This window comes from Sediminibacterium salmoneum NBRC 103935 (assembly GCF_000511175.1).
Classification (GTDB): domain Bacteria; phylum Bacteroidota; class Bacteroidia; order Chitinophagales; family Chitinophagaceae; genus Sediminibacterium; species Sediminibacterium salmoneum.
The window spans coordinates 26,646-49,056 of the sequence record NZ_KI866530.1 but is presented as its reverse complement, the minus strand read 5'-3'; the positions used below and the strand labels follow the sequence as shown (position 1 = coordinate 49,056).

The 22,411-nt window shown below is 35.8% G+C and carries 32 protein-coding genes; all 32 read right to left on the bottom strand.

Annotated elements, in window-relative coordinates; translation table 11 throughout:
• Window positions 1–10: 10 nt before the first annotated feature.
• On the bottom strand, window positions 11–589 hold the full coding sequence (locus tag P767_RS0100330; protein ID WP_026762944.1) for a hypothetical protein: 579 nt from the start codon (window positions 587–589) through the stop codon (window positions 11–13).
• Window positions 586–1,122 carry an RNA polymerase sigma factor gene (locus P767_RS0100325; protein ID WP_051416933.1) on the bottom strand — a complete coding sequence of 179 codons (537 nt, stop codon included), beginning with the start codon at window positions 1,120–1,122 and terminating at the stop codon, window positions 586–588. Before P767_RS0100325 ends, P767_RS0100330 begins: the two co-directional genes overlap by 4 nt.
• Complete coding sequence (locus tag P767_RS0100320; protein WP_026762942.1) at window positions 1,073–1,909, bottom strand: alpha/beta fold hydrolase; 837 nt, start codon at window positions 1,907–1,909, stop codon at window positions 1,073–1,075. Before P767_RS0100320 ends, P767_RS0100325 begins: the two co-directional genes overlap by 50 nt.
• 91 nt (window positions 1,910–2,000) lie before the next feature.
• Window positions 2,001–3,029, bottom strand: coding sequence for a hypothetical protein (locus P767_RS0100315; RefSeq protein WP_026762941.1), 1,029 nt, complete (start codon window positions 3,027–3,029; stop codon window positions 2,001–2,003).
• A gap of 26 nt (window positions 3,030–3,055) precedes the next feature.
• Window positions 3,056–3,271 carry a helix-turn-helix domain-containing protein gene (locus P767_RS0100310; RefSeq protein WP_026752487.1) on the bottom strand — a complete coding sequence of 72 codons (216 nt, stop codon included), beginning with the start codon at window positions 3,269–3,271 and terminating at the stop codon, window positions 3,056–3,058.
• A 3-nt stretch (window positions 3,272–3,274) separates the two neighbouring features.
• Window positions 3,275–3,811 (bottom strand): DUF2975 domain-containing protein, encoded by a 537-nt coding sequence (locus P767_RS0100305; protein ID WP_026762940.1) that lies wholly within the window; start codon window positions 3,809–3,811, stop codon window positions 3,275–3,277.
• Between the two features lie 76 nt (window positions 3,812–3,887).
• On the bottom strand, window positions 3,888–4,259 hold the full coding sequence (locus P767_RS0100300) for a hypothetical protein (protein ID WP_026762939.1): 372 nt from the start codon (window positions 4,257–4,259) through the stop codon (window positions 3,888–3,890).
• 11 nt (window positions 4,260–4,270) lie between these two features.
• Window positions 4,271–6,256, bottom strand: a complete 1,986-nt coding sequence (locus P767_RS0100295) for an alpha/beta hydrolase family protein (RefSeq protein WP_026762938.1) — start codon at window positions 6,254–6,256, stop codon at window positions 4,271–4,273.
• A gap of 25 nt (window positions 6,257–6,281) precedes the next feature.
• On the bottom strand, window positions 6,282–7,241 hold the full coding sequence (locus P767_RS0100290) for a proline iminopeptidase-family hydrolase (protein ID WP_026752491.1): 960 nt from the start codon (window positions 7,239–7,241) through the stop codon (window positions 6,282–6,284).
• The gene (locus P767_RS0100285) at window positions 7,229–7,624 is read right to left on the bottom strand and encodes a hypothetical protein (protein ID WP_026762937.1); all 396 of its coding nucleotides are present in this window, start codon (window positions 7,622–7,624) and stop codon (window positions 7,229–7,231) included. The genes P767_RS0100290 and P767_RS0100285 overlap by 13 nt, the downstream gene beginning before the upstream one ends.
• A gap of 197 nt (window positions 7,625–7,821) precedes the next feature.
• Window positions 7,822–8,094, bottom strand: a complete 273-nt coding sequence (locus tag P767_RS0100275) for a hypothetical protein (protein WP_026762936.1) — start codon at window positions 8,092–8,094, stop codon at window positions 7,822–7,824.
• Between the two features lie 16 nt (window positions 8,095–8,110).
• Complete coding sequence (locus P767_RS0100270) at window positions 8,111–8,533, bottom strand: VOC family protein (RefSeq protein ID WP_026752494.1); 423 nt, start codon at window positions 8,531–8,533, stop codon at window positions 8,111–8,113.
• Between the two features lie 49 nt (window positions 8,534–8,582).
• Complete coding sequence (locus P767_RS0100265; RefSeq protein ID WP_026762935.1) at window positions 8,583–8,963, bottom strand: DUF1304 domain-containing protein; 381 nt, start codon at window positions 8,961–8,963, stop codon at window positions 8,583–8,585.
• A 3-nt stretch (window positions 8,964–8,966) separates the two neighbouring features.
• On the bottom strand, window positions 8,967–9,434 hold the full coding sequence (locus tag P767_RS0100260; RefSeq protein ID WP_026752496.1) for a glycosyl-4,4'-diaponeurosporenoate acyltransferase CrtO family protein: 468 nt from the start codon (window positions 9,432–9,434) through the stop codon (window positions 8,967–8,969).
• 89 nt (window positions 9,435–9,523) lie between these two features.
• On the bottom strand, window positions 9,524–10,474 hold the full coding sequence (locus P767_RS0100255) for a hypothetical protein (protein WP_026762934.1): 951 nt from the start codon (window positions 10,472–10,474) through the stop codon (window positions 9,524–9,526).
• Window positions 10,471–10,935: a DUF6265 family protein gene (locus P767_RS0100250; protein WP_037351445.1), complete on the bottom strand. Its 465-nt coding sequence runs from the start codon at window positions 10,933–10,935 to the stop codon at window positions 10,471–10,473. The genes P767_RS0100255 and P767_RS0100250 overlap by 4 nt, the downstream gene beginning before the upstream one ends.
• 48 nt (window positions 10,936–10,983) lie before the next feature.
• Window positions 10,984–12,903 (bottom strand): MORN repeat-containing protein, encoded by a 1,920-nt coding sequence (locus P767_RS0100245; protein WP_026762932.1) that lies wholly within the window; start codon window positions 12,901–12,903, stop codon window positions 10,984–10,986.
• 91 nt (window positions 12,904–12,994) lie between these two features.
• Window positions 12,995–13,816 carry a sterol desaturase family protein gene (locus tag P767_RS0100235; RefSeq protein WP_037351986.1) on the bottom strand — a complete coding sequence of 274 codons (822 nt, stop codon included), beginning with the start codon at window positions 13,814–13,816 and terminating at the stop codon, window positions 12,995–12,997.
• A 61-nt stretch (window positions 13,817–13,877) separates the two neighbouring features.
• Window positions 13,878–14,360 (bottom strand): hypothetical protein, encoded by a 483-nt coding sequence (locus tag P767_RS0100230; protein ID WP_026762930.1) that lies wholly within the window; start codon window positions 14,358–14,360, stop codon window positions 13,878–13,880.
• 8 nt (window positions 14,361–14,368) lie between these two features.
• Window positions 14,369–14,623, bottom strand: coding sequence for a DUF3667 domain-containing protein (locus P767_RS19105; protein ID WP_071840008.1), 255 nt, complete (start codon window positions 14,621–14,623; stop codon window positions 14,369–14,371).
• A gap of 35 nt (window positions 14,624–14,658) precedes the next feature.
• Window positions 14,659–15,135 (bottom strand): GyrI-like domain-containing protein, encoded by a 477-nt coding sequence (locus tag P767_RS0100225; protein ID WP_026762929.1) that lies wholly within the window; start codon window positions 15,133–15,135, stop codon window positions 14,659–14,661.
• A gap of 32 nt (window positions 15,136–15,167) precedes the next feature.
• Window positions 15,168–16,148, bottom strand: a complete 981-nt coding sequence (locus tag P767_RS15095; protein WP_262506409.1) for a serine hydrolase domain-containing protein — start codon at window positions 16,146–16,148, stop codon at window positions 15,168–15,170.
• Between the two features lie 169 nt (window positions 16,149–16,317).
• Window positions 16,318–16,887 carry a Crp/Fnr family transcriptional regulator gene (locus tag P767_RS0100215; protein ID WP_026762928.1) on the bottom strand — a complete coding sequence of 190 codons (570 nt, stop codon included), beginning with the start codon at window positions 16,885–16,887 and terminating at the stop codon, window positions 16,318–16,320.
• A 19-nt stretch (window positions 16,888–16,906) separates the two neighbouring features.
• Entirely contained in the window at window positions 16,907–17,527 is a 621-nt protein-coding gene (locus P767_RS0100210; protein WP_026762927.1) for a CatB-related O-acetyltransferase, read from the bottom strand.
• Window positions 17,528–17,551: 24 nt separating this feature from the next.
• The gene (locus P767_RS0100205; RefSeq protein ID WP_026762926.1) at window positions 17,552–18,067 is read right to left on the bottom strand and encodes a 2'-5' RNA ligase family protein; all 516 of its coding nucleotides are present in this window, start codon (window positions 18,065–18,067) and stop codon (window positions 17,552–17,554) included.
• Between the two features lie 9 nt (window positions 18,068–18,076).
• On the bottom strand, window positions 18,077–18,478 hold the full coding sequence (locus P767_RS15090; protein ID WP_051416930.1) for a hypothetical protein: 402 nt from the start codon (window positions 18,476–18,478) through the stop codon (window positions 18,077–18,079).
• A gap of 78 nt (window positions 18,479–18,556) precedes the next feature.
• Window positions 18,557–18,913 (bottom strand): thiol-disulfide oxidoreductase DCC family protein, encoded by a 357-nt coding sequence (locus tag P767_RS19100; protein ID WP_084799791.1) that lies wholly within the window; start codon window positions 18,911–18,913, stop codon window positions 18,557–18,559.
• Entirely contained in the window at window positions 18,907–19,446 is a 540-nt protein-coding gene (locus P767_RS0100190; protein WP_026762925.1) for a hypothetical protein, read from the bottom strand. The genes P767_RS19100 and P767_RS0100190 overlap by 7 nt, the downstream gene beginning before the upstream one ends.
• Window positions 19,447–19,477: 31 nt before the next feature.
• A complete protein-coding gene (locus P767_RS0100185; protein ID WP_026762924.1) occupies window positions 19,478–20,290 on the bottom strand; it encodes a hypothetical protein in 813 nt (270 codons plus the stop codon).
• A gap of 75 nt (window positions 20,291–20,365) precedes the next feature.
• The gene (locus tag P767_RS0100180) at window positions 20,366–20,938 is read right to left on the bottom strand and encodes a Crp/Fnr family transcriptional regulator (protein ID WP_026762923.1); all 573 of its coding nucleotides are present in this window, start codon (window positions 20,936–20,938) and stop codon (window positions 20,366–20,368) included.
• A gap of 175 nt (window positions 20,939–21,113) precedes the next feature.
• Entirely contained in the window at window positions 21,114–22,028 is a 915-nt protein-coding gene (locus tag P767_RS0100175; RefSeq protein WP_157611286.1) for an IS3 family transposase, read from the bottom strand.
• Window positions 22,028–22,345 carry a transposase gene (locus P767_RS0100170; protein ID WP_026762921.1) on the bottom strand — a complete coding sequence of 106 codons (318 nt, stop codon included), beginning with the start codon at window positions 22,343–22,345 and terminating at the stop codon, window positions 22,028–22,030. Before P767_RS0100170 ends, P767_RS0100175 begins: the two co-directional genes overlap by 1 nt.
• Window positions 22,346–22,411 lie beyond the last annotated feature (66 nt).

The window sequence follows — 22,411 nt, the reverse complement described above, 5'->3', positions numbered from 1 at the left end:
TAATATTATTTTATGGCACTTCCTTTCGCTGCAATTTAGCAAGAACAGCTAACTCTTTACGATTGGCCTTGTAAATGAACCAGGCAAGTACCCCAAGGCTACCAAAACCTGAAAAAACCAGGTACAGGTAAATTCCGTTGGAAAATTCCTGCTTAAATACGGGAAGCAATAGTACAAACCCAATTATATACGTAGCGTAAAGCAAAGGAGTAAATATCAGATGCAATAAGCGACGTTTCCGATAAAATGCAGTTGACTGCTTCAGAAAAGTGTTAAAATCGGTTAATCGATCCAGCCGCTGAAATTGCAAAGTGCTTATCCACTCCAGTACAATACGAATCGTAAGCGAACCAATCATCAGCAATAAGCCATTAGAAAACGAAGTAAACCTGAAGTCAGCGTATGTTGCGAAGTACGCGATGAGGATGAATACCACAAAAGACAGTAAGCCAATTGTCCAGCGAAATTTAGCTTTCACTTGCTTTGTTTGTTCTACGGACAACTGCATCAGTTGTTCCGGCATTGGGCGTTGTAACCCCGGATTGGCTTGATGTTGCCATGCTTGTTCCAAATTGGCAAATGGTTTCATATCTGTACACAGTTTGATAATTGTTGTTTAATACGGTGAATGCGAACCCGGAGGGTTTCTTCCCTCAAGCCTACTACTTCAGCAATTGAGCTATATTCCAATCCCTCCAAAACCATCAGAATAATAATCTTACCTGTTTCATCCAGCTGCTGAATGCAGCCATACATTTTCTTAAGGCGTTCTTCCATCACAGGATTGTAAGCTTCGGCCGCCATTTCGGGTAACTGATCGGTTTTAATTTCTTTTTTCACAGAAGCTTTACGCAAATATGTAAGACAGGTATTCACGGCAATTCGATAGAGCCAGGTACTGATTTTTGCTTCGGCACGGAATTTAGACAGGTGTTGCCAAACTTTCATGAACACTTCCTGAGTGGCATCCGCAGCCAGGCTTTCTTCTCCACTGAAATACCCTATACACAGACGGAAAATAGCGGTATAATGCTCTTCATAAATGCGTGTAAACAATTGCTGATCGGCCACTTTACTGAATATTTTCTTTGATTTTATTGATATACCATTCTGGCTGATCATACATTACAAAATGAGCTGCTTTATCTGCATAATGAATGACTTTATTGCCCAATTTTGCATATTGTTCGTTATATGTTTTTTCAACCATGGCTTTATTGGGATGGGTGGCGGCCAATACCACAACTGGTAGCTGAATGCCGGCAATATCGTTTCTTAAATCCAATTTAAGCAAATCAACATAACCATATACATAGGTTTTACGATCTGCCTGCAACATCATGTCTACCACTTTGGCCTGTTTTTCCTTGTTCAACATCATAAATCCAACCTGTTGCAGCGCCTGTTTACGAAAACTTGCCGTATCCTGCTGCAACATTTGCTTGCTGTATGGACTTTCATACACAATGGTGGATGCATCATAATTTGGCATCATCACTGCACCATTACAGGGCAATGCATCCACAGCAATTACTTTTTTAAACAAGGATTGATCGGTAGCCGCCAACCATAAACCTAAGGTTCCACCCAAGCTATGACCAATGATTACAGGCTTATTTAATTTTTTACTTTTAACATAGGTCACAACCTGATCCTTAATCTTTGGTAACCAGGGCATTTCAATAGCAGGAACACCTCCAAAACCAGCAAATGTGAATACATGGCATTCATTATTGGTCGACAAAGCTTTTACGGTTTCTTCAAAGATTTCACCAGTGCAGCCAAAACCGGGGAAAAGCAGTACAGGATTTCCTTTACCAATTACTTTAACCTGAAAAGCTTCCTGTGCGTGTGCAGAAAACCAAATACTTACCATACTGAATACGAAAACCAATAGCTTCTTTTTCATTGTTATTGTTTTTTATTTTCAGTTTGGATGCATAGGCAAATGATTTGTTACAGGATATGGAATATTTTTTTAAAAAAAGGGGAAGGCTGTGTTAATGAAAAGAATTAAGGCTATTAAAGTTCAACAAAATCGCCTCCTCGTTCATTTTTAATTCAACCAATTTTTCTAAGTGGTAGGCCTCTTCCGCCTTTTCAACAAGCGTTGCCAAATCAAAAAAATGATCCCCCTCATCGTTTTTACCCTTGAACAGCAAAGCATGTAAGTCAGTAAAGCTTTCCGTTTGTTCAGTTTCTATATCATCAATTCGCGTTCTTAACAGAGCAATAAAGACCTCAAAGTTGTATTTTAGGTTGTCTCTCATTGCAGGAGACTTAATTTCATTATAAAGCTCTTTAAAAGTTATACCCAGGTTTTTAAGCCCCTGGTAAGCGAAGTGAATGGTCCCTGTTCCTGTAGAACCTGTTTCCCAACCCGGATCAAAAAGCACTTTCCTGAAATAGTCTCTCCCCGCATTTCCACAAAGAGAAAAACCATAAACAATTCCTGCATTACAATCGGTTGAAGCATATTCAGAACCTAATATATATAGATTCCGGAGAAGCTTATGATTATGGTGTACCTTGGAAACCAATGCGGGAATAAATTCCGGAAACAGATTTTTTCCATAACAGTTTTCAATTGCTGTCTTAATTTTCTCCTGGTATTCTGTACAATCAAAATGAAGCAAGCCGAGGATGGCGTACTTTGAAATATAATAATCCGATTCTTCCGGGGATTCAAAAATATAATCCACCAAAACCTGCTTAACAGGAGCATATTTCAGATAGCCGAGTAATTCTAATACTTCAGGACTATTGGCATCTAACAACCTATTATTACTTATTGCTACCTCAAAAATTTGTGCAGCCACCTTTTCATCTCCCCACTTTTTAAAAAGGGGAAATAGGTACGAGTAATGAAAATCGAAGGGATTATTCAGGAATTGAACAAAAATGGCATCCATATCCATCTTGTTCCCGCACTTCAATATAGCGTTAACCAGACACTGAATGATGGTTACATCTCTTTCTGATTTTTCAAGTTTCAAATAGGCAATTAGCTCGGTAGTTGTCCTTAACATTTAGAATATGTTTTTACAGGTGTAAGTTAACTTTCATCCCCACTTCTATATTCCAATATATCGGCTGGCTGACAATCCAGGGCTTTACAAATGGATTCTAAAGTACTAAAACGTATGGCTTTTGCTTTTCCAGTTTTTAAAATGGAAAGATTAGACAATGTAAGGTCAACTTTTTCTGATAACTCATTCAGTGACATTTTACGCTTTGCCATCATCACATCTAAGTTTACAATTATGGGCATAGCTTAAACAGTTAAATCGTTTTCGGTTTGAATTTCTACTCCCTTTTTAAAAATCGTTGCAATAATATAAACCACAGCCCCCATTAAAATGAATGCCTGACTATCTACCCAGAATTGGTCTAAGTGACTGGTTGTAAATCCATAATAGTTAAGACTAGCCGTAATCTTTTTCGCTATATACCCCAGCAAGCCGATGGACAGGGTAAGATAACTCACTCTTGATATCTGTTTTGAAACAAAGGAGCTAAATGGTTTTTTCATATCCATTTTATGCATCAGCACAATTATTATATAAAACAATATGGCTTTTAATAAACCAATCGCCAACAAAAAACCATAAAGCCCGAAGAAAGCCCATTTGCTCTCTTTATAGATTGGCATCAGATCTAATTTCTGATACAGATTCACCACCACTTCCGGTTTGTACAAACTGAAAAAGAAATTCACGATCAGGCCTCCGGTTTCAATGGACAAGCCAACAAAAATGAGCCAGGCAATGGTATATAGGCTCCAGTATACAAAATTGTTTGTTTTTGACATAATAGGATGTTTTAATTATGCCGCAAAATAGTAAATATTTATTGATAAACAATAAATATTTATTTTTTAATAAAAATTATTTTTTTACTCGCTTATAAGTCAAAAAATTACCCCGACCCATATAACTTAAAACCAGATTGTCTTTGTCTACTTCTTCTACAAACCAGCACAGGTTGGATTGTGCACAACTAATATAGTATCCCTTTTCAGTGGTCGCCTCAGCCCCTTTATCTGATTCATTAAGACATTTATCAGATAGAATAAATGCTTCAGAATCCCACTCTGACATACCCCCTGCTATTTCCTTTCGAAGATTTTTCTCGAAAACCAAATAATTAGTGGGGTCTTCTACATGTTGCCAGGTACCTTGTAGCAATTCCATTGTTGCTGTCTGAACTTGGTTGCAAGCCAAACTCAAAAGAGCAACTAACAAAAAATACAATCGCATTTAAAATAAATTTAGTCAACCGGTAAAGCCTCCTCTTCACCAAAAATATATTTATTAAACCATTGCCAGTTATGCCATATGGCAGCCAAGCGCTCTTTGGGTTTATTGATGCCATGGCCAAAACCTTTGTAAACAACCAACTTAGAAGGGATGCCCCTGTCTTGTAAGCCACGGTACAATTCATAGGCATTGGAAATAGGAACGCGCTTATCAAATTCACCATGTTGAATTAAGGTAGGCGTACTTGCCTTACTAATATTGGTCATAGGTGAGGTCTTAAGATAAATGTCCATATCACTCCAGGGCGTAGCTTTAAGGTATTGCTGGGTGAAAGGCGTGATATCAGTGCTCACATAATAAGTTACCCAATTGGAAATACCTGCACCTACAGAAATGGCTTTGAACATATTGGTATTGGTGGTAAGAAAAGCAGAGATATATCCTCCCTGACTCCATCCCATACTCCCCATTCTTGAGGTATCTATAAAGCCCTTGCTATTGAGAAATTCAACCCCACTAACTACATCCCACATATCACCTACTCCCAGGTTGCGAACATTTAAAGACCGGAATTTCTCGCCGTATCCTGCACTACCGCGGTAATTTACCCTTAGCACCACGGCCCCTTTTTCTATCCATTGCATCACCGGATATACATTCGTTGGAAGCGGTTCCGGAAAATCAATTGCAGTAGGCCCACCATGAATTACAACCAATAAGGGATACTTTTTTGCAGGATCAAAGTTTCTGGGTTTCAATAAAACGCCTTCGATGGAAGCACCATCTTTACTCTTCCATTGAATTACTTCATTAACCGGAGTATTCCAGCTGGAAATTTGAGCTGCATTATTACTAATCAACTTTACCGGTCCATTCATGCGCCATAGATACACATCGCTCAGTCCTTCATAGTTTCTACCCAATAATGCAATTGCATCACTATTCTTACTGAAAGACAATGCCGCAACCAAATCAAGTGGAAGTGACACTGGTTTGCTGGTGCCCGTTTTGGTATCTACTGTATACAACTTCTGTTTGGTTCTTTCCAGGGCCAAAATAAATAGCCCTTTGGCATTCCAGTCAATTACATTTTTATTCTCATCAATATCGGTAGCAATCTCCCGGCTCTTTCTACTTGCCATATCATAAATAAAAAGCCGGTTGTTCTTATAAAACTGAGAAACAGAATCAGTCACGGTACTGTTATAGACAAATTCGGTTCCCTCCGGGTTCCAACGAATAAATCCATCAGCAGCAGGATTGGCAACCAAGGAGGTGCTTTTTTTGTCGCTTGTATTGATCATAACAATATCTGCGCTGATGCCAGAATTAATCAGCGGATCTTTCTGGCGATTAAAAACAATGCTCTTCCCATCCGGGCTCCAATCAAACCCACTCACATTAAAATTGCCCTCAGTTAACCTTTTGGAAGCTTGAATTTTTACACTGTCCTGGTTAAAGTTTAGTATCCATAAATGTGTCTGCTTGTACTCTTCTCCTTCTACACCAAAACTACCATAGCGCTCTTTGATGGTTTTATCTCTCTTCGTATCTGCTTCGGTTTTAGTGATGGCAATTTGTAATCCATCCGGACTCCACTTATACGCACTTACCCCTTCCTCCTCTTTGCTGATTTGTATGGCTTCCCCTCCATTCACTTGAATAACATGCAATTGGGTTTTCTCTCCCCTGTCTGCGAGAAATGATACGAAGCGTCCATCCGGAGAAAATTGCACCGCTGTGCTGCTTGACTTATTGGTTCGGGTGAGTTGGAAAGGTTCTCCTCCCTCCTTATACATCCATATTTCTGAGTCGTAACTATTCGCTGCCCAATCGGTTGAAGTTACTGTATATACAATTGTTTTTCCGTCAGGGGAAATAACCGGGGAATTGGAGCTTTTTAAACTGACCCATTTTTCAAATGAGACGGATGCATTTTTTTGGGAAAAAACAAAATTAGCAAGGCATACCAGGATGCCGGTGTAAAGGATTCGCATATTGAAGGATTGTACTTAAATATACTTATTTACTAGTCTTTGTTTCTAAAGAATTTATAAAAGCCCTAATAGCTTTCAAATCAGCCGCGGTATTGTCATTCATGACCGAATGACCGGCATTATTAATTACCACAAATTGCGCATTGGGGGTAAGGCTTTGAAACTTCTTTACCGTTTCAGGCATAGCAATATCAAACTCTCCTGTTGTATATAATACCGGAACTTTAATGTTCTTTAGTTCTCCAATCAAATTCATGTCTTTTAGATTTCCACCTACCAAAAATTCATTAGCACCGTTCATTTGTAAACCGAGCAACTTTCCGCTATGTACTATGGATGAATCAAGGTATCTATTCATTTTCCGGTTATAAAACAAAGAATAATATTTATTCAAAGCCTTTGCGTAATTAGCTGTGTCCGTATACTTTCCTGCAATGAAATTCAATAAAGGAATACGATCAATGGAATCCATAGCATTAACTCTCTTGTAACTATCAGCCACCCAGGTTCTTGCGTCGAAGAAGGGACTCTCTAAAATCATAGCACTTGGCTTATATTCTCCTCGTAAATAATGGCTTACAGCCAGCATTGATCCATAAGAGTGGCCATATAGATAAAACTCTTTGAGATTTAACTCTTTTAAAAGTGTATTTAAGTGTTCCAGCTGAGTTTCAAGATTCATTAAACTGGTATCTACTGAATTGGATGAGCGTCCGGAACTTAATTGGTCGTAGACAATGATTTGACGGTCTTTGGCTAATTCGAAAAGCGGGGTTAAATAGTAACTCGGAAACCCTGGTCCACCGTGCAACATTACAATTGGAGTTTTTGTACCGGATCCAATTACTTTATACCATAGCTTCCCACCTTTTACTGCTAACTCGTATTCGCCTTCTTTGGGATTCTCTGACTTGCAGGAAAAGAGAAGACAAAAACAAAGTGTAAGAATCAGGAAGTTGTTGAATATTGATTTTAACTTATCCATTTACAGTAGGTTTTTACTTCAGTCCATTTACCTTTCTCATTTCTATATAATTTTAAATGACCTTCCCCGCATTCATAACCACAATGATTGTCTGAATAAAAAAGGCAATAGGTATCGTTTTTCAGAAAAATGGGTACTGAAAAAGAGTAATAGCCTTTTCTCCGCCTGTCTTTAAAAAATTCATTAGTAGCATTTTTACTCATAATTCTTACTGAGTTAAAAATATCACTAGTCCAAACAAAAGAAGTGGGTTTGATTTTGTCTTTGATGAATTCATAGTCTTCTTTTGTATAGAAGGAAGAATCACTAAACAATTCTTGCAGACAATAAATATTGTCAAGAATATATGGCTCTTGAATCAGGATAAAATTGGTGTCTGCCAATTCTGTCTGGTGTATTTGCTTGATGAAAGAAATAAATTTTTCCTTAAGAGGTACTGAAAGAGAATCCTTGGGTAGTATAAATCCTAATCTTGAATTTTTGGCTTCCAGAGAAGTAGCAAAAAATAAAAAAGCAAAAACAAAGAAATACCCCTTAACAATGATGAAAATCTCATGCGCTATTGAAGGTTAGAAATGTATCAAAACTGTTTATTCAAATTGTGGTATTCAACTTTGGCCATATAAGGATAGTAAGGCAGGATTTCAATTAGTTCCTTTGTTTTTGCCTCATCCACATTTTGAAAGATCAAGACTGCTTCTTTTTTGGAAACCGAAATAAAGAAGCTTTCCAATATTCCTTCCTGTTTCCATTGATTTACAAATTCCATTTCTCTTTTGGGCAAATCCGGAGTGGAAATAATGGTTTGAATTCCGCTATCGGATAAACTGATTAGAACGAGTATTCGGTTCATAAATATATATTTAATATTAAAGCTTCACGTTGTCATTTTCGTCAAGTTCCCAGAATGGATTAAAAGCAACTTCAAATAAATGACCATCCAGGTCTTTAAAGTACCCACTGTACCCACCCCAATAAACCTTCTGCGCTGGTTTTACAATAGTAGCACCAAGTGCTGCCACTTTTTCCAAAATTTCGTCTACTTCTTTCTCCGATCTTGTATTATGAGAGATTGTCAGACCAGAAAAGGAGCTTGATTGGTAGGGCAAGGTTGTGTCTTCCGCCAGGTCCTTTCTTGGATGCAATGCCAAAATAATTCCGCCCAGATCAAACAAAGCCAAGCCATCCAAACTTTTATCTGATTTTTTCCAACCCAGACCTTTTTCATAAAAGTTGAGTGATTTTTCAAATTCATCCGTTCCGAGTGTTATTAAGTTTAGTTTTTGTCTCATTTTCTATCTTTTATTTAGTTCCCATTTCCAGATAAGTCCATCTTCGGGATCATTGATTATTTCCATTTTCATAAATAAGCAAACAAATGATAGCAATCATGGCTGGCAAGGCCTGAACAAAGAAGATTTTCTTACTGGCAGTTATTGCCCCATAAACTCCGGCTACAGCCACACAAACCAGAAAGAAGAGCGCAATATTTTTTGACCAAACTGCATCAGTAATAAAAAATGTCCAAATTAATCCTGCTGCCAGAAAACCATTGTATAGTCCCTGGTTAGCGGCTAAAGCCTTGGTTGGCGTAAACAAGTGTGCTGGCAAAGATTTAAATGTCTTTTTACCAATTGTTTCCCAGGCAAACATTTCAAAATAAAGGAAATAAAGATGCTCAAGCGCAACAAGGGCAATTAGTATTTTGGCAAGAATGACCATAGTTTATGTATTTAATCTTTTTATTAACTTATCAATTCTCCTTTTATTTTGCTGCTGCAACAAAGAGGGATTTAAATTCATCCATATATTCACTACTAACATGATGCCTGCCCCCAGGTATTTCTGATTCATCAACTGAATAAGTACAAAAATCAGTACAAATACAAAGGCAAACAAATGATCAATTTCCGCCTTGGTCATTTCTTTTCGAATACGTTGCAAATCAGCTATATTCATTTTCCTGTCGCATTTCAGGGAAGGATTTAAATACCTAAATACTGTATTCTTTACCACCCACTTCACCAATTCAACTCCGAATAGCTTATTAACCCAATCGCTTTTGATAAAATTAAGTGAGGAAAGCTTTTCCGAATAAAGGTTTGAGTTTTTAATTATAGCGGTCGTAATCATCCCAACAATAAAAGAAATGAATACAATAGAGATGCTGAAGGTTATATATTTAAATATCATTCTTTACCAATTGTATTTTTTTGAATTTCAGCTCTATATTGGGATTTGATTCGGAACACTGTTCATTGCATTCAGTTTCAAGTGCCTTATTACAATATTGTAAACTTCATTTTCGTAAAGTCTATTACGATTATTTTGTCTTCGAAATAAGCATTACCGATAAGACCATATGCTCCCGCTTCCTTAAAAATATTTGTATGATAAAGTTCCGGATCAGGATGAACATAAATTTTAGGACTGCCAATCTTTAGATTACCCAGTTTAACTTTTTTCCTGATTTTTCCTCCGGGAACGTCATAGGATTTTCCCCAGGTAGTAATATTAAATAAGGTATCGGTGTAACTAACCATATTACTTAAATCAGGAAATGCGGCTGTTGTTTTCAAAGGAAATAAACTGGCGCCACTATCATAAAAGAAGGGAAAAAATGCATTACCAATTCTAATCGGTAATATGATTCTATTTTGATACAGTGTAAAGTCAATTGTGTTCATCTTGTTCGCATAAAATTGCGCCGACAATTGATCTGCGTATCCTATTTTATTCTTTTTGAAATCAATAATTAAAACTCCATTTCTAAACAGGTCAATTCCCATTGTACCAAGGGTTGTAGAGGAACCCAGGTTTTCCATAATTACCTCTTTGTCTATATTATTCCCATAATTGGGCAAAAAACCAATGATGTTTTTGGGGAGCTTATTTCCTGAAATTACAATACCGCCATTTTTAAGATTGATGAATCCATCTGCCTTTAGTGTATCAACTTTAAAGAATAATTTATCCAGATAAGGAAATGCCCTTGTAAAAGAGTTCCAAACATTGCCATATACAAATGTTCTGGGTGAACCGGTATCGAACTGCCAGCGCAAATTAAAATTAACTGTGTCAATGGTTGATCTTAACATCATGGCTTCTTTGGGATTAGCACTATCCCCAGCCCAATAGAAATTGAACCATCTTAGTTTTTCATTATCCAGATTCTGGCCAAAAACAAAAAAGCCATTGATTGACAGTAGAATTGCTATGAATACTGATCTCATTCTTTAATTTTTTCAAATTCAAAAGGAATCTCTAGTGAATCATTGGAAATCACCGCTTTGATCTTTCCCCTTTCTAACCAATATTTGATCTTTTTGGGGAATTCGTTCGCTTCATTTGTAAAAACAAATGCATTGGGTGTAAGCTCTGTCAACACAAACTCGGTAGCTTTTTCTTCATCGGGCATTTTTACGAATAAAGCCCCTTTGCCTCCGGATAGAAAAATGTCCATTTTCTCCTGAAATATGGTATCGCCTTTTTGAATGGTTAAACCAATACCAGAATAGCTACTGTCATTGGGTTTTCCCCAATTTTCATAGGTCTCTTTTCCCGCTTCTTCATTGGTTCTTTTCCAGTTACCCAGTAACCAATCCAGATTGGGATCTGTATTTTTAGTGGATTCAGAATGGGTACTACAGGATAGAATAAAAAATCCTAAAAAGACAATTATTATAGGCTTCATATAATCAAATTTAATAATGATTATATAATTACCTATAAAAAATGACTCTTATCTTTTATTTGTTCCGAGCGGTACAGGTTCATTGCCTGCCAATCCTCCCGCACAAGCTGTACAACGGCTCGTACGGGAAGTGGTAACTGGTGCGGTGGTGCTTTTGGTGGTCTTTTCCCAAACGATATAACCTGTGGGTCCTGTCTGATAGGTTTTCTCTGTTTTGGTTACCCCGGAAAAGACAGTATTGGTTGTAGGCTTTAGATAGCCGGTTCCATTGCAAATAAGGCAGGCTTTTGCCCGAAGAGAACGTTCACCGGTTAGCGTTAGATCAGCCTTGGTAGAAACCGAACTGCCATCATCGAGCAAAAACATTCCATTGCCTTTTTTCATGATCACATATTTTTTACCCCGGTAAAGCACTACCGCACCCGGATAGTACCTGTCGTCATAAATCTTATCGGTAATGCTATTGCCAGATACGAAGGATCCCTTTTCAAATATGCCAACCAACGACTTGTTGTTGTCATAAACACTTCCTGCACCGTGCAGTTGTCCATCCTTAAAACTACCCTCTGCTACGTCACCAACCCCATCGCTCCGTGACCAGATGCGAATGCCCGTCCCGTTTAGCTCACCCAATCTGAAATCGCCATGGGTAGCATATGAACCGTTACCATTTACTGCACTGGTATATTTAGTGCCATAAACCAATTGGTTTCCTACATGCAAACCTCTGCTGCTATAGATTTCTTCGGGCTTATCCAGCTTAAAATTGTTTCGTATACCTAAACCGTCGGGCATTCCATTGGTAAACTGTCCCAGAAAATATTCGTCGTCTGTGTTAGCGGCGTACATAATCCCCCAGCCATGCGGAACGCCCTCCTTATTATACGTGCCTTTGTAAATGTATTTGACAGGCTTACCAAAAACGGTCTTTCGGGTTTCATCAATCCATTCATATTCATCTAGCTTATTAAAATTGACAAAGAATTGCCCAAGCAGTTCTTTATTTTCTACAGGCTCTCTACCAAGTTTCTGATTAATTTCTTCCAGCAAATTAAGATCGGTTTTGAGATCGCGAATAGCAGCCGGCCATTTTTCTTTCACCCCTGCCGGAATGCCAAGCCCTCCTTTAAAATAAACTTTACCACTGTCCATGTACATCCCGATGATATCGTTAAAATTCACTTCCTTTAGTTTTCCATTTTCATCCAGCTTTTCCGTTCGGTACACAGGAAGGATCGCTCCACCCTCTTTAGTTATGTAATCGATGGTGCCAGATACCATGCCACTGGAATGATAATTCACCAGCTTGGCAGATTCAAAAGTTTTTTTGCGCAGCAGTTCGGGCTTATACTGAAATAACTTTCCAATAATGACTGGAGATTTGGTGGGATGAAAACTGTTTACATCATAGATATAAGTGGTAGTTCCAAAAGCCTTTTTTTTAGGGCCACTGTCTCCTTCATAATAAAGGTCTACTTCCACAAAAACATCAGGCTGGGTTTCTGCCAATACAATTGGATTGTTGTCAATATCGGCAACTATCTCCTTCTCATTAGCTGTCCTGGTATCATTTGCCCACCTTTGTTTTTCTCTGATATTATGATCTGAAAAAAACAACCTTAATTGCTCTTTTTTATTCCCACTGGCATCAGGGTCCATTTCTATATACGCCAAATAGAGATAGGTTTTTCTCTCAACAGTATACGATTTAATATAATCTCCAAAGAGATAAACTTTATTGTACTGCTTATTTCTGCTCCTTACTTCAATTCCAAATGAGCTTGTCTTAGCCCAACCGATATCCTGGGTATACAACCGGCTGTATATTAAATCGTACTGTGACCTGCCAATTGTATTCTTTTGAGGATCATAGGCGTTGCGGCTGGAGAATATGGGTGACTGTGCATAGGCCGCTACAACAACGTACAAAAAAGTTATAATAATTGAAAGAATCCTTAATGACTTCATGTTTGGCAATTTAGCAAAAAAGCAAAATGTAGGAAATACGGAGAAATACGTATTTAGCTATTGTTTTGATTTAAGAGGAAACTGGGGTTATTCAATTCTTTGAATTATCTGAAACTTCTCTTTTAATGGTAATAAAGGGACTTTTCATTAGATAGAGAAAGGACTGCTGCTTCTCCTCCTCAAATTCAACCAAGCCATACTTCATCTGATTCACAGGAATTAACTTAAATGTTCCAAAAAGCCTGTCCCAAATAATGAAAATATCGGCAAAATTGGAATCCGTGTACACCTGCTCCTGGTGATGGTGTACCCGATGATGGTCTGGCATCACAAAAAGCAGTCCTAATGTTCTGTTCAAACAATTAGGGTAATTCAGGTTAGAATGTTCTATAAAGAAGAAAATGTAAACAATGAAATAATATAGTGCCAATGATGTTACATCCAGTCCAAATATTCCTGCCGCAACTATATTACCAGCCTGATATACAATAGCCAATTCAATGGGATGAAATCTAAAGGTGGTAGAAGAATCCATTTGGGTATCGCTATGATGCACTCTATGCAATCTCCACAACAAAGGAATTTTATGCGAAGCCCTATGGAGCCAATAGGTTGCAAAATCAAAAAGCATCACACTCAAAATCAACCTTATCCAAAAGGGTAATTTTATAAGATAAAGCAGCCCTATTTTTTTAGTATTGAGCCACTCAATACAGTTGACCAGTATAGTAAAGAAAAATAAGTTTAAAGCAAGGAATACTATTTGAAAAAGAATGTTTTGAAACAAATGCTTCCCTCTTTGCTTGAAAGCGAATGGATTATCAAACACCTGCTCCAAGGTATAGAAAAATGCCAGTAACCCAATAATGATATAATTAGGATCAATACCAAGGATATAGTTTAATATTTCCATCATTTAAAATTAGGACATGTAAATAAACTACACTTTATTATACACTATTACTCCCTTCTTTCTATTTAGCAATGGCAATCATCATCATAATCGTTAAAAGCAATATAACAAAAAACAAAAGGGTGGTAAGCATTGCTTTAATAAATAAAACCAACTTTGATTTAATATAGGGTTGAAACGTCAGGTATAATACCCGAATAAAGCTCAATATTCCCAAATACACAAAAAAGGCACTGGTGTTTTCACTGATTTCAAAATTTAAAAAGGCCGATAGAAAGTAAATAATATTAGATACTAAGGCAAATAACAGGAAATAGAAAACATTGACGACTGCAATAATGCTAAACTCTGAAATATTGAAATTTAGTTTGCGGTATATCATTTTTAAACTAAAAACTATCATTGGAATAAAAAGTAAAAAAATAGCTTTTAAATTCTTCTGGGCGAAATTAATTCCATTCTGATATTCAGATTGAATAGGAGCAGAATCATCAATATAATTGCTTTTATACAATCCTTTAGTTGTCAAAATCAACCCTATCATAATCAGTATCAAATAAAAAAGTTGTAATAACTTATCCGTTTACCTTGAATATAATTTCTCGCAACTTTTCCTGGTCTTACAATTAATTCTTTTACAGTAAGTGGTAATCCTTTATCAAAATGAAATACTCCATGAATCAGATCATGACTTATGAAATGTATAAAATCTAACCTTTTAGTATCTGTTTTTTGACCGCAGTTATGGCAATATTTTCCTATGGTTTGAGATTCACAATTAAGACATTTTGTATTATTCTTTTTCATTCTTATCGCTAATTATATTGGCTTATTTAACTTTTTCATTGGGTCTTAATGGGTATCCAAATTTCTTCTTCTGAATCCGGGTCATTGTTTTTGTATTTCTCACCCAATACCTCAAAATGAGGTCTGTCGTCTAAAAGGTAACCAGAACTCGGCAACCAAGTTCCCAAAATAAATTGAAAAATGCCCGGATCGTTACTTGAACCTTTATAGTCAAAAACGGCATAAAGACCTCCTGCTAAGGTAAAGGTTTCCATTGCTGCTGGTACTTTTTCAAAATTGGCCACTTCAACAGATGCCCATTTTTCAAATTCATTGGAAGGTTTAAAATCTGAAAAATAGGTAGGTGCATACACTTGCATAGAAATTAAATCATTGTTTATATGATTTGAGATTTCTCTGCGTTTTGGTAAGAATTGCTGCCATAGTTCGCCTGTTTTATTATTGGCCAAACTCATAGCAAGGCGTTTACCAACCAGTTTTTTCTCCTTTAAATATTCAATTCTTGGTGTCATTTAGTTAGTTATTATCGGAATGTGAAGGCCAATTACTGAAATACTTCTTTCAATCTACGCATTAACAACCTTACCCCTTGTTGTGTATTGTTATTGAATGAATTGGTAAAAATTATGTATCCAATTCCTTTCTTACGATCAATCTGCACAGTAGTATAATAGGTTCCAACTGTACCAGAATGAGTAGAGTACTCATTTTCATTCTCGTAAACATTATACCAACCCATAGCATAATTCTTTAATCCATTATGCAGGAATGAATAAGTGCTTGCTTTCAAATAATTATTCTTCCCTTGTAACCCTTCCAGATTCAATTGAATAAACTTAGCAAAATCTTTAATTTTCATATTTAAATCACCGGCAGGTTCGGTATAATCCAACCGAAAGTCGGTATTTGAAGGAACAGGAATTAAAGTGCCTTTTTCAAAACTATGCCCCCAGGTATCTTTGCGTTTTTGGTTTTCAGGCCATGAAAATGCCACCTCCCATTTCAAATCTTCGTTAAATACTTTAATAACCAGCTCTTCCCAGGATTGATTAGCTACTTTCTCTAACATCAAAGTAGCCAAAGTATATCCTGCATTTGAATATATAAAGGGCCGCAGACTATCCGTCTTTAATGGCTCAATTGTTAACACGAACCTCCCAAATGCCTTTCGTTTTTCCACTTTGGTTCCATTAAAAGAAGGGACTTCCGGATCAGTACTATCCCCTTGCAGTGTATGAATCCCTGCTCTATGAGAAAGCAAATCCTTTAAAGTAATATTTGCGTATTCTGCCTTACTTTCCTTTTTCCATTCTGGAAACAAATCAAAGAACTTGCTTGACCAACTTAGTTTTCCACTTTCCACAAACTTTGCAATTATAAAAGCGGTCATAGCTTTTGTATTCGATGCAATATGGAAACGATCGTTTAAAGTAGCCGTGTCTGGGAGATGAACAGCATGCTTACCTAATGCACTCATTTCCAAAATCTTCTTCGAGTTTAAAACAGCATAAGACAATTCAGGAATCTGATAATGGTTTCTAATAGAATCTGCATATACAAGTACTCGCTGACTGTAACTTTTTACAGAAAAAAACTAAAGAAAATAGCTATCAAAAGTAATTTACCTCTTTTCATAATGATTAAATCTACTATTTAAAAGTACAATTAATCAAGACTGAAATATTTGACTAAAGTCAACTTTTATAACTTCGTCTAATCCTGCTTAAACGTTCTTTAGTAATACCTAAATAAGAAGCAATAAGACTTAATGGAATACTCTTGATTATTAAAGGGTTATTTTCTAATAAATAATTATACCGATCCTCGGCAGTGAGAGAAATAGCTTCTATAACCCTATTCTCCAGAATACGAATATAGTTAGCCATTATATTGTTGGTAATACTGTTGAATTTTTCTGGACTGCAAATATTTTTAAAATCCTTAAAATCACAAATAAGAACATCACTATCAGAAATGGCTTCAATTGAAAAATTATTTTTAATATTCTTTAAAAGCGAAGAAGGGCAACAATCAATATCTCCATTTAAGGTAAAACCAAGAATATAAGATTTATCATTTCTAACAATAGAAGTTTTAAACGCTCCAGATTTAATATAAAAAAAGAAAGTTGAACATTTGCCTTCTCGAATTAATACTTCACCCTTCTTGACAATCCTGGGCTTACCGATTCTTTCTATAACAGAAAGAAAATAAGCAGATTGTTTTTCAGAAATATTTACATACAGAAATTCTGGTGAAATCATAAAAGAAAAAGATAAGATATTAAATCAATTTATCAATAAATGTACCTGTTAGGTTTTGTATATTTCTGGTAATTTTATCGATATCCCAGTCCCACCATTTAATATCTAGTAGTTTAGATATTGTTTCATCATCAAAACGCTTTTTAATTTCTTTTGCTGGATTACCCCCTACAATGGAGTAAGGTTCAACATCCCTAATTACAGTAGAATTTGTTGCAATGATGGCGCCGTCACCAATAGTTACACCTGCCATAATTGTAGCGTTATAACCAATCCAGACATCATTACCTATAATAATGTCGCCCTTATTGGGGTAAGATTTATCCTCCATTGCATTTTCCCAACCATTTCCAAAAATGGCGAACGGATAAGACGAAATTGCATTTGACAAATGGTTAGCGCCGTTCATTATGAACTTTACATCAGATGCAATCATAGAAAATTTACCAATTATCAACTTGTCTCCAACAAAATCAAAATGATACTTTACATTTTTCTCAAAGTTCTCAACATTGTCAAAATCGTCATAATAGGTATAGTCACCAACAATGATATTAGGGTTCTTGACGGCATTCTTTAAAAAGCAAAGTCTGTTATAATTTGCAAGAGGAAACTGGATATCTTTATTCGGGCCTGTCATTTGCATTATTTAATACTTAATAGATTAAATAATATTATCAAAAAGTTTGAATACATCCAAAGTTTTCCATTTCCCATCATCCTCTTGTTCAATTAAACTTATTGACTGAAACGTCAATTTAGCAGGCAACAAATATTTTTGAATCTGATAAAAAATAGTGTCTGTGCACAAAGAATTTCTTGGATGCATTAAAGTTATGTGTGGAAAATGGATTCTTGGCGGGTTAAAAAGTCCATTTAATATGCTTGCCCGTAATCCATAAAATTCTGCATTATCTTTTAATGCTGGAATTAGAACACCTTTCCCTTCTTCAAAACGAACAACCTTGCCAAAATTTACAGTAAAAGACTTTTTACTGATATTATACAAATTTGCCAAAACTCTATCCTGATCAATAATTTCATCTTCTCTACAAAGGGTAACATGTGCCTTAATTAAATCGAATTGTACTAGATTATACATTCGTCTAATTTTTTCAATATTAATGGCATCATTAGGGTTAACAAATAATGTAAGTTGTCGCCTGACTTTTTTTTGCACTCTAGTTAATTATTGTATAGGATTAACATTTCGTATTTGGGGATCATCCGACCAATCTACCTGCCAAGTTTTACCAGTAATATGATCTAAAAGAATAAAAGTAAAGAAAAGCTGGGTAGGGATCAGTGTAAATCGATCATTTCCGTCTAAAGTATTCTTAACTAAAGGTTGTTCATTTAGGTTATTGATAAATCTTTGACTATTATCTTGTCCAAAATGTATTTGCCACATTTGTCCAGTACGGGTATCCAGCTTTATACAAACTTTTGCACTTTGAGTTTGAAAAATCCTATAGGGAACTGTCTTTTGATTTTGTCCTAGCTGAAATGTACTAGGTCTAATATCTGCTTGTGCATAGTTTGTAAGGGCAATTACAAATAAAAGAGAAAATGAAAGGAATGCTTTTTTCATAATGTTTTTTTTAATTGTCTTTAATCATTCTACTTATTAAACTAGGAGTTGGTATTAAACAAATAGTTTTACGCCTTCCTAAAAAAAACGATATTTTGAAAATAAATCATAAAACCAATCACGAATTGGCTTTGGTATAAATCTAAGCAATGACAGATATCTGGGAAATCCACTCAATCTTTTAGCAATTTCAATAATAGCCGAAGATTTTGTAAACACCTTACCGTTATGAATCAAGTATATAGTAGTAAGGGACTCATCTTTGTAATTATACTTACTTAATAAATTCTGTGCAACTTTACTTTGCTGTGATCCAAAATAAAACATTTCATCTCTATCATACTTTAAAATAAACATTAAAGTCCGATTGCAAAAATTACATTCACCATCAATCAAAACAATTGGATTAGCGTCTAAAGTGAAGGGTATCACCATCGTATTGTAATATAGTATTCAACAATTCTCAATAAAACAAAAAGCATTATAGAAACTAAAAGAATATAGAGCTTCTTCTTCAAATCATCATGATTTACATTGGCTTGTATCAATTTTTTCCAAACACCAATAACGATCTGTTTGTTAAGGATAAAAATTATGAAAATGGTAATTTGATATAAGATTGCAGCCCTAAGCGCACCAATATTTACATTATAAAAAATATCCTGTAAAATAACATTAATTAAAATTGTAGAGACCAATAAACAGCCAATTAATCTATAGCGCTTTACTAAAACCAGCAGGCCGCCAATAATCTCTAATACACCAAGCGTTAATACAAAAGGCCTGGAATATCCATAAAATGCCCACATTAATTGCATGCCAGACAATTCAGAAACAGGTGTAGATACATGCTGCGCATGCTTAAACTGAACCAGTTTACCAACCCCATAAGCCAACATTGCTAAAACTATTATATAGGCTAAAGCATTTTCTAAAATCTGCAACCAATCTCTTCTTGTTAAATACATTTTTGTCAGTTTGTATGCTCTTGTAAGCAGATTAATTACTAAATCCCAGTTTGATTTTATATCTATAAAATGTGCCATTAATCTCCTGTTCAAGCTTCAATACTTCTTTGGTCTTTTTACTTACCCAGAACACTTCTTTATTGCCAGGGCTTTGATGTACCAATAACCAACAATCAATCACCTGATCATTATATCCACTCAATGAAGCAGATCCATCTACTTTGTAATGTGCTTTAGTTAATCCGGCACCAGTTCCAGGGTCATAAAATGGAATCTCAAAAACCACCTTGTCTTTATATGGTAAAACCGGAAAAGTTTCAAGATCAGAATGCCAATTTAAATGGAACTGCTTCTCAGCAGATTTAAAGGCCATCCATATAGGCCTGATTCGCTTAGATGTATCTGTTTCTCCTAATTGCTTACCATCCATTTCAACTGTATTATTTATAAAATCAACAATGGTAGAACTAACTACTTTAATTGGATTGGCAGACCTTTGCACTTTCCACCAGGTATGATGATATAGAGGCTGCATTGTTTTAGCATCGGAAAGAGACTTGACAATATGCATAATACTATCTTTGTCTTCCCAAGATTGATTAATTTCTATGACATCTCTACCCTGATACTTAGAACGCTTAATATCTCTTGTCCAATATTGTGTTTGTGTTCTCACCGAGTCTTTTTTCATTTTCATGTACACTAAATAACGGTGAGTCCCTTCTTTCAATACACTGGTATTAATGCTAGAAGCACTAATCTTTATTGTATCTGCCATTTCAGCTTTTACATAAAAAATCAGACCACAAAAAAGCAGTAGAACTAAAGCAAATTTCTTTTTCATATAATTTTTAATTTCAGTCAGCAAGTAAATACTAAATGAAATAGAAGAAATTAACTTTAGTTAACTAATTATCAATTAGGTAGAAGCCAGCCTTTTTCTGATTCTACTCAGGGATTGAGGGGTAATGCCTAAAAAACTGGCTATTTGATGTTGAGGTGCTCTTTGAATTAAATCGGGTCTTTGTTCGAGCATGTGAAGATACCGCTGCTCCGGTGTATGAGTTTTAAAACTGTCCAAATTAAATTGCACTTTAACCAATAATTCTTCTGATAAAATTCTGCACATATTGGCAAAACGGGGAAACTCTGTAAACAATTTTTTCTCAGTATCCGGATTAGCAATTACCAAAATACTGTTCTCCAAACAATCTACATTGAATTCTGATGGCTCATTATTTTTACTGCACAAAGGAACACAAGTCTCCATTTCAGTAAAAAAAGCAGTTGTTTTTTCTTCTCCATCAATTAAATAATAAGATCTTATACAGCCTTGCAAAACAAAATAGCTATCTAAAGAATATTGTCCTTCTTTCAATAAAACATCTCCTTTTTTATAATACTTAAACACCTGCATATCAAGAATCGCTTCTTTCTCCTCCTCGGTTAAAACCATGTACTTTTCAATAAACTCGAATAATACCTTTTCCATAGAGTTACTTATTAATTAACCTTTTTCATTGAAATTAAGCGAGATTATTAAAAAAAGCATTTTATAGACTGTTAATTTATAGAAGAGGTAAAAATCCATCAAATGCAGTAAGCCTGTGTCCACCAATGGTAGAACTATAAAGTGTATCGACCCCTTAATTTTTGGACAAAAAGGGTTAAAAATTTGAGACAATTTCGGTTATTTCTTTTGTTTTTTGGGTTAAAGTGTTTTGGTTAAATAATTGCAGGAACTGTTCTGGTGATTTTCTACCCAATGAGCCGTGTTTCCGGTGATTATTGTACCAGTTGTAATAGCGTTCAAAAGTCATTTTAGCGTGATAAATGGATTCAAACTCAAAGCGTTCCACTACTTCTCGTTGGATATTGCTGTGAAGTGATTCTATGTAGGCATTTTCTTCTGGAGTGGCAACATGGGTAAATTCCTGGTTAACTCCTTTTTCTTTTAAAAACTGCCTAACTACTGTCGCAATAAATTGAGCTCCATTATCATTTCTGATTGTTACGTTTTCAATTTTGTAATCCATTAGCAGTAAAGAAAGCAGGATAATCACGTCCCCTTTTTTGATATTAAACCGAAGCATATGGGTCAATACTTTTCGGCTAAAAGCATCAATTACGGTAAGTAATAGTGCATTGCGCTGTGCTCCATGAATATGGATATACTTGATATCCATACAAAGGTGTTCTAGCGGCCTCGTTGCTATTATTTTCCGGAACCGAACAAACGATCTGGGTACACCTATCGAACCAATTTTACGGTTAAATAAAAGATGATTGACTTTCATTAGCCGGTATACTTTCTTGTGATTAATGATGTATCCCTTCACTTTTAATTCATCCCAGACATTTTTGTAACCGTAACAACAGAACTCTTGTTGAAGAATTTTCTCCACATGCTCAATAACCACCTTGTTTTCAACCAGTTCTCCGTCTTGGGTAATGGTCATTTGGCTTGGTTTACGACCACGTATACCATCTCCACGCTTGTAGTAAAAACTACTGCGAGGAACACCTGACCATGACAAAAGATCCTGTTTACTAACCATTGGATGTGATTGAAAACTTTGCATTACTTCGACCGACGCTGTTCGTGGAATTGACTTTTTTTTAAAAGCTCAGTCTTGAACTCCAGTTCAATCTGCTGCTTCGCAACAATATTCTTAAGTAAACGAATCTGCTCTTCCAGACCTTCTACTTCAGGATTGCGAACCTTGACATACGATTGAAGATTGGCAACACCCCCTTCATTAAAGTTGTCCTTCCAACGCCTAAATACAGTCGGTGAAAGATTGTGCTTACGTAGTGTTGCACTAACACCATACTGGTCTGCTTCATTAATAATTGACAGTTTCTCAGAAGCAGAGAAACTCCTTCTTGTTTTTGACATGTTTCCTAAATTTAGTGACTTAATTGTTTAGTACAATTCTGTCCAGCTATTTAGGGGGTCAATACA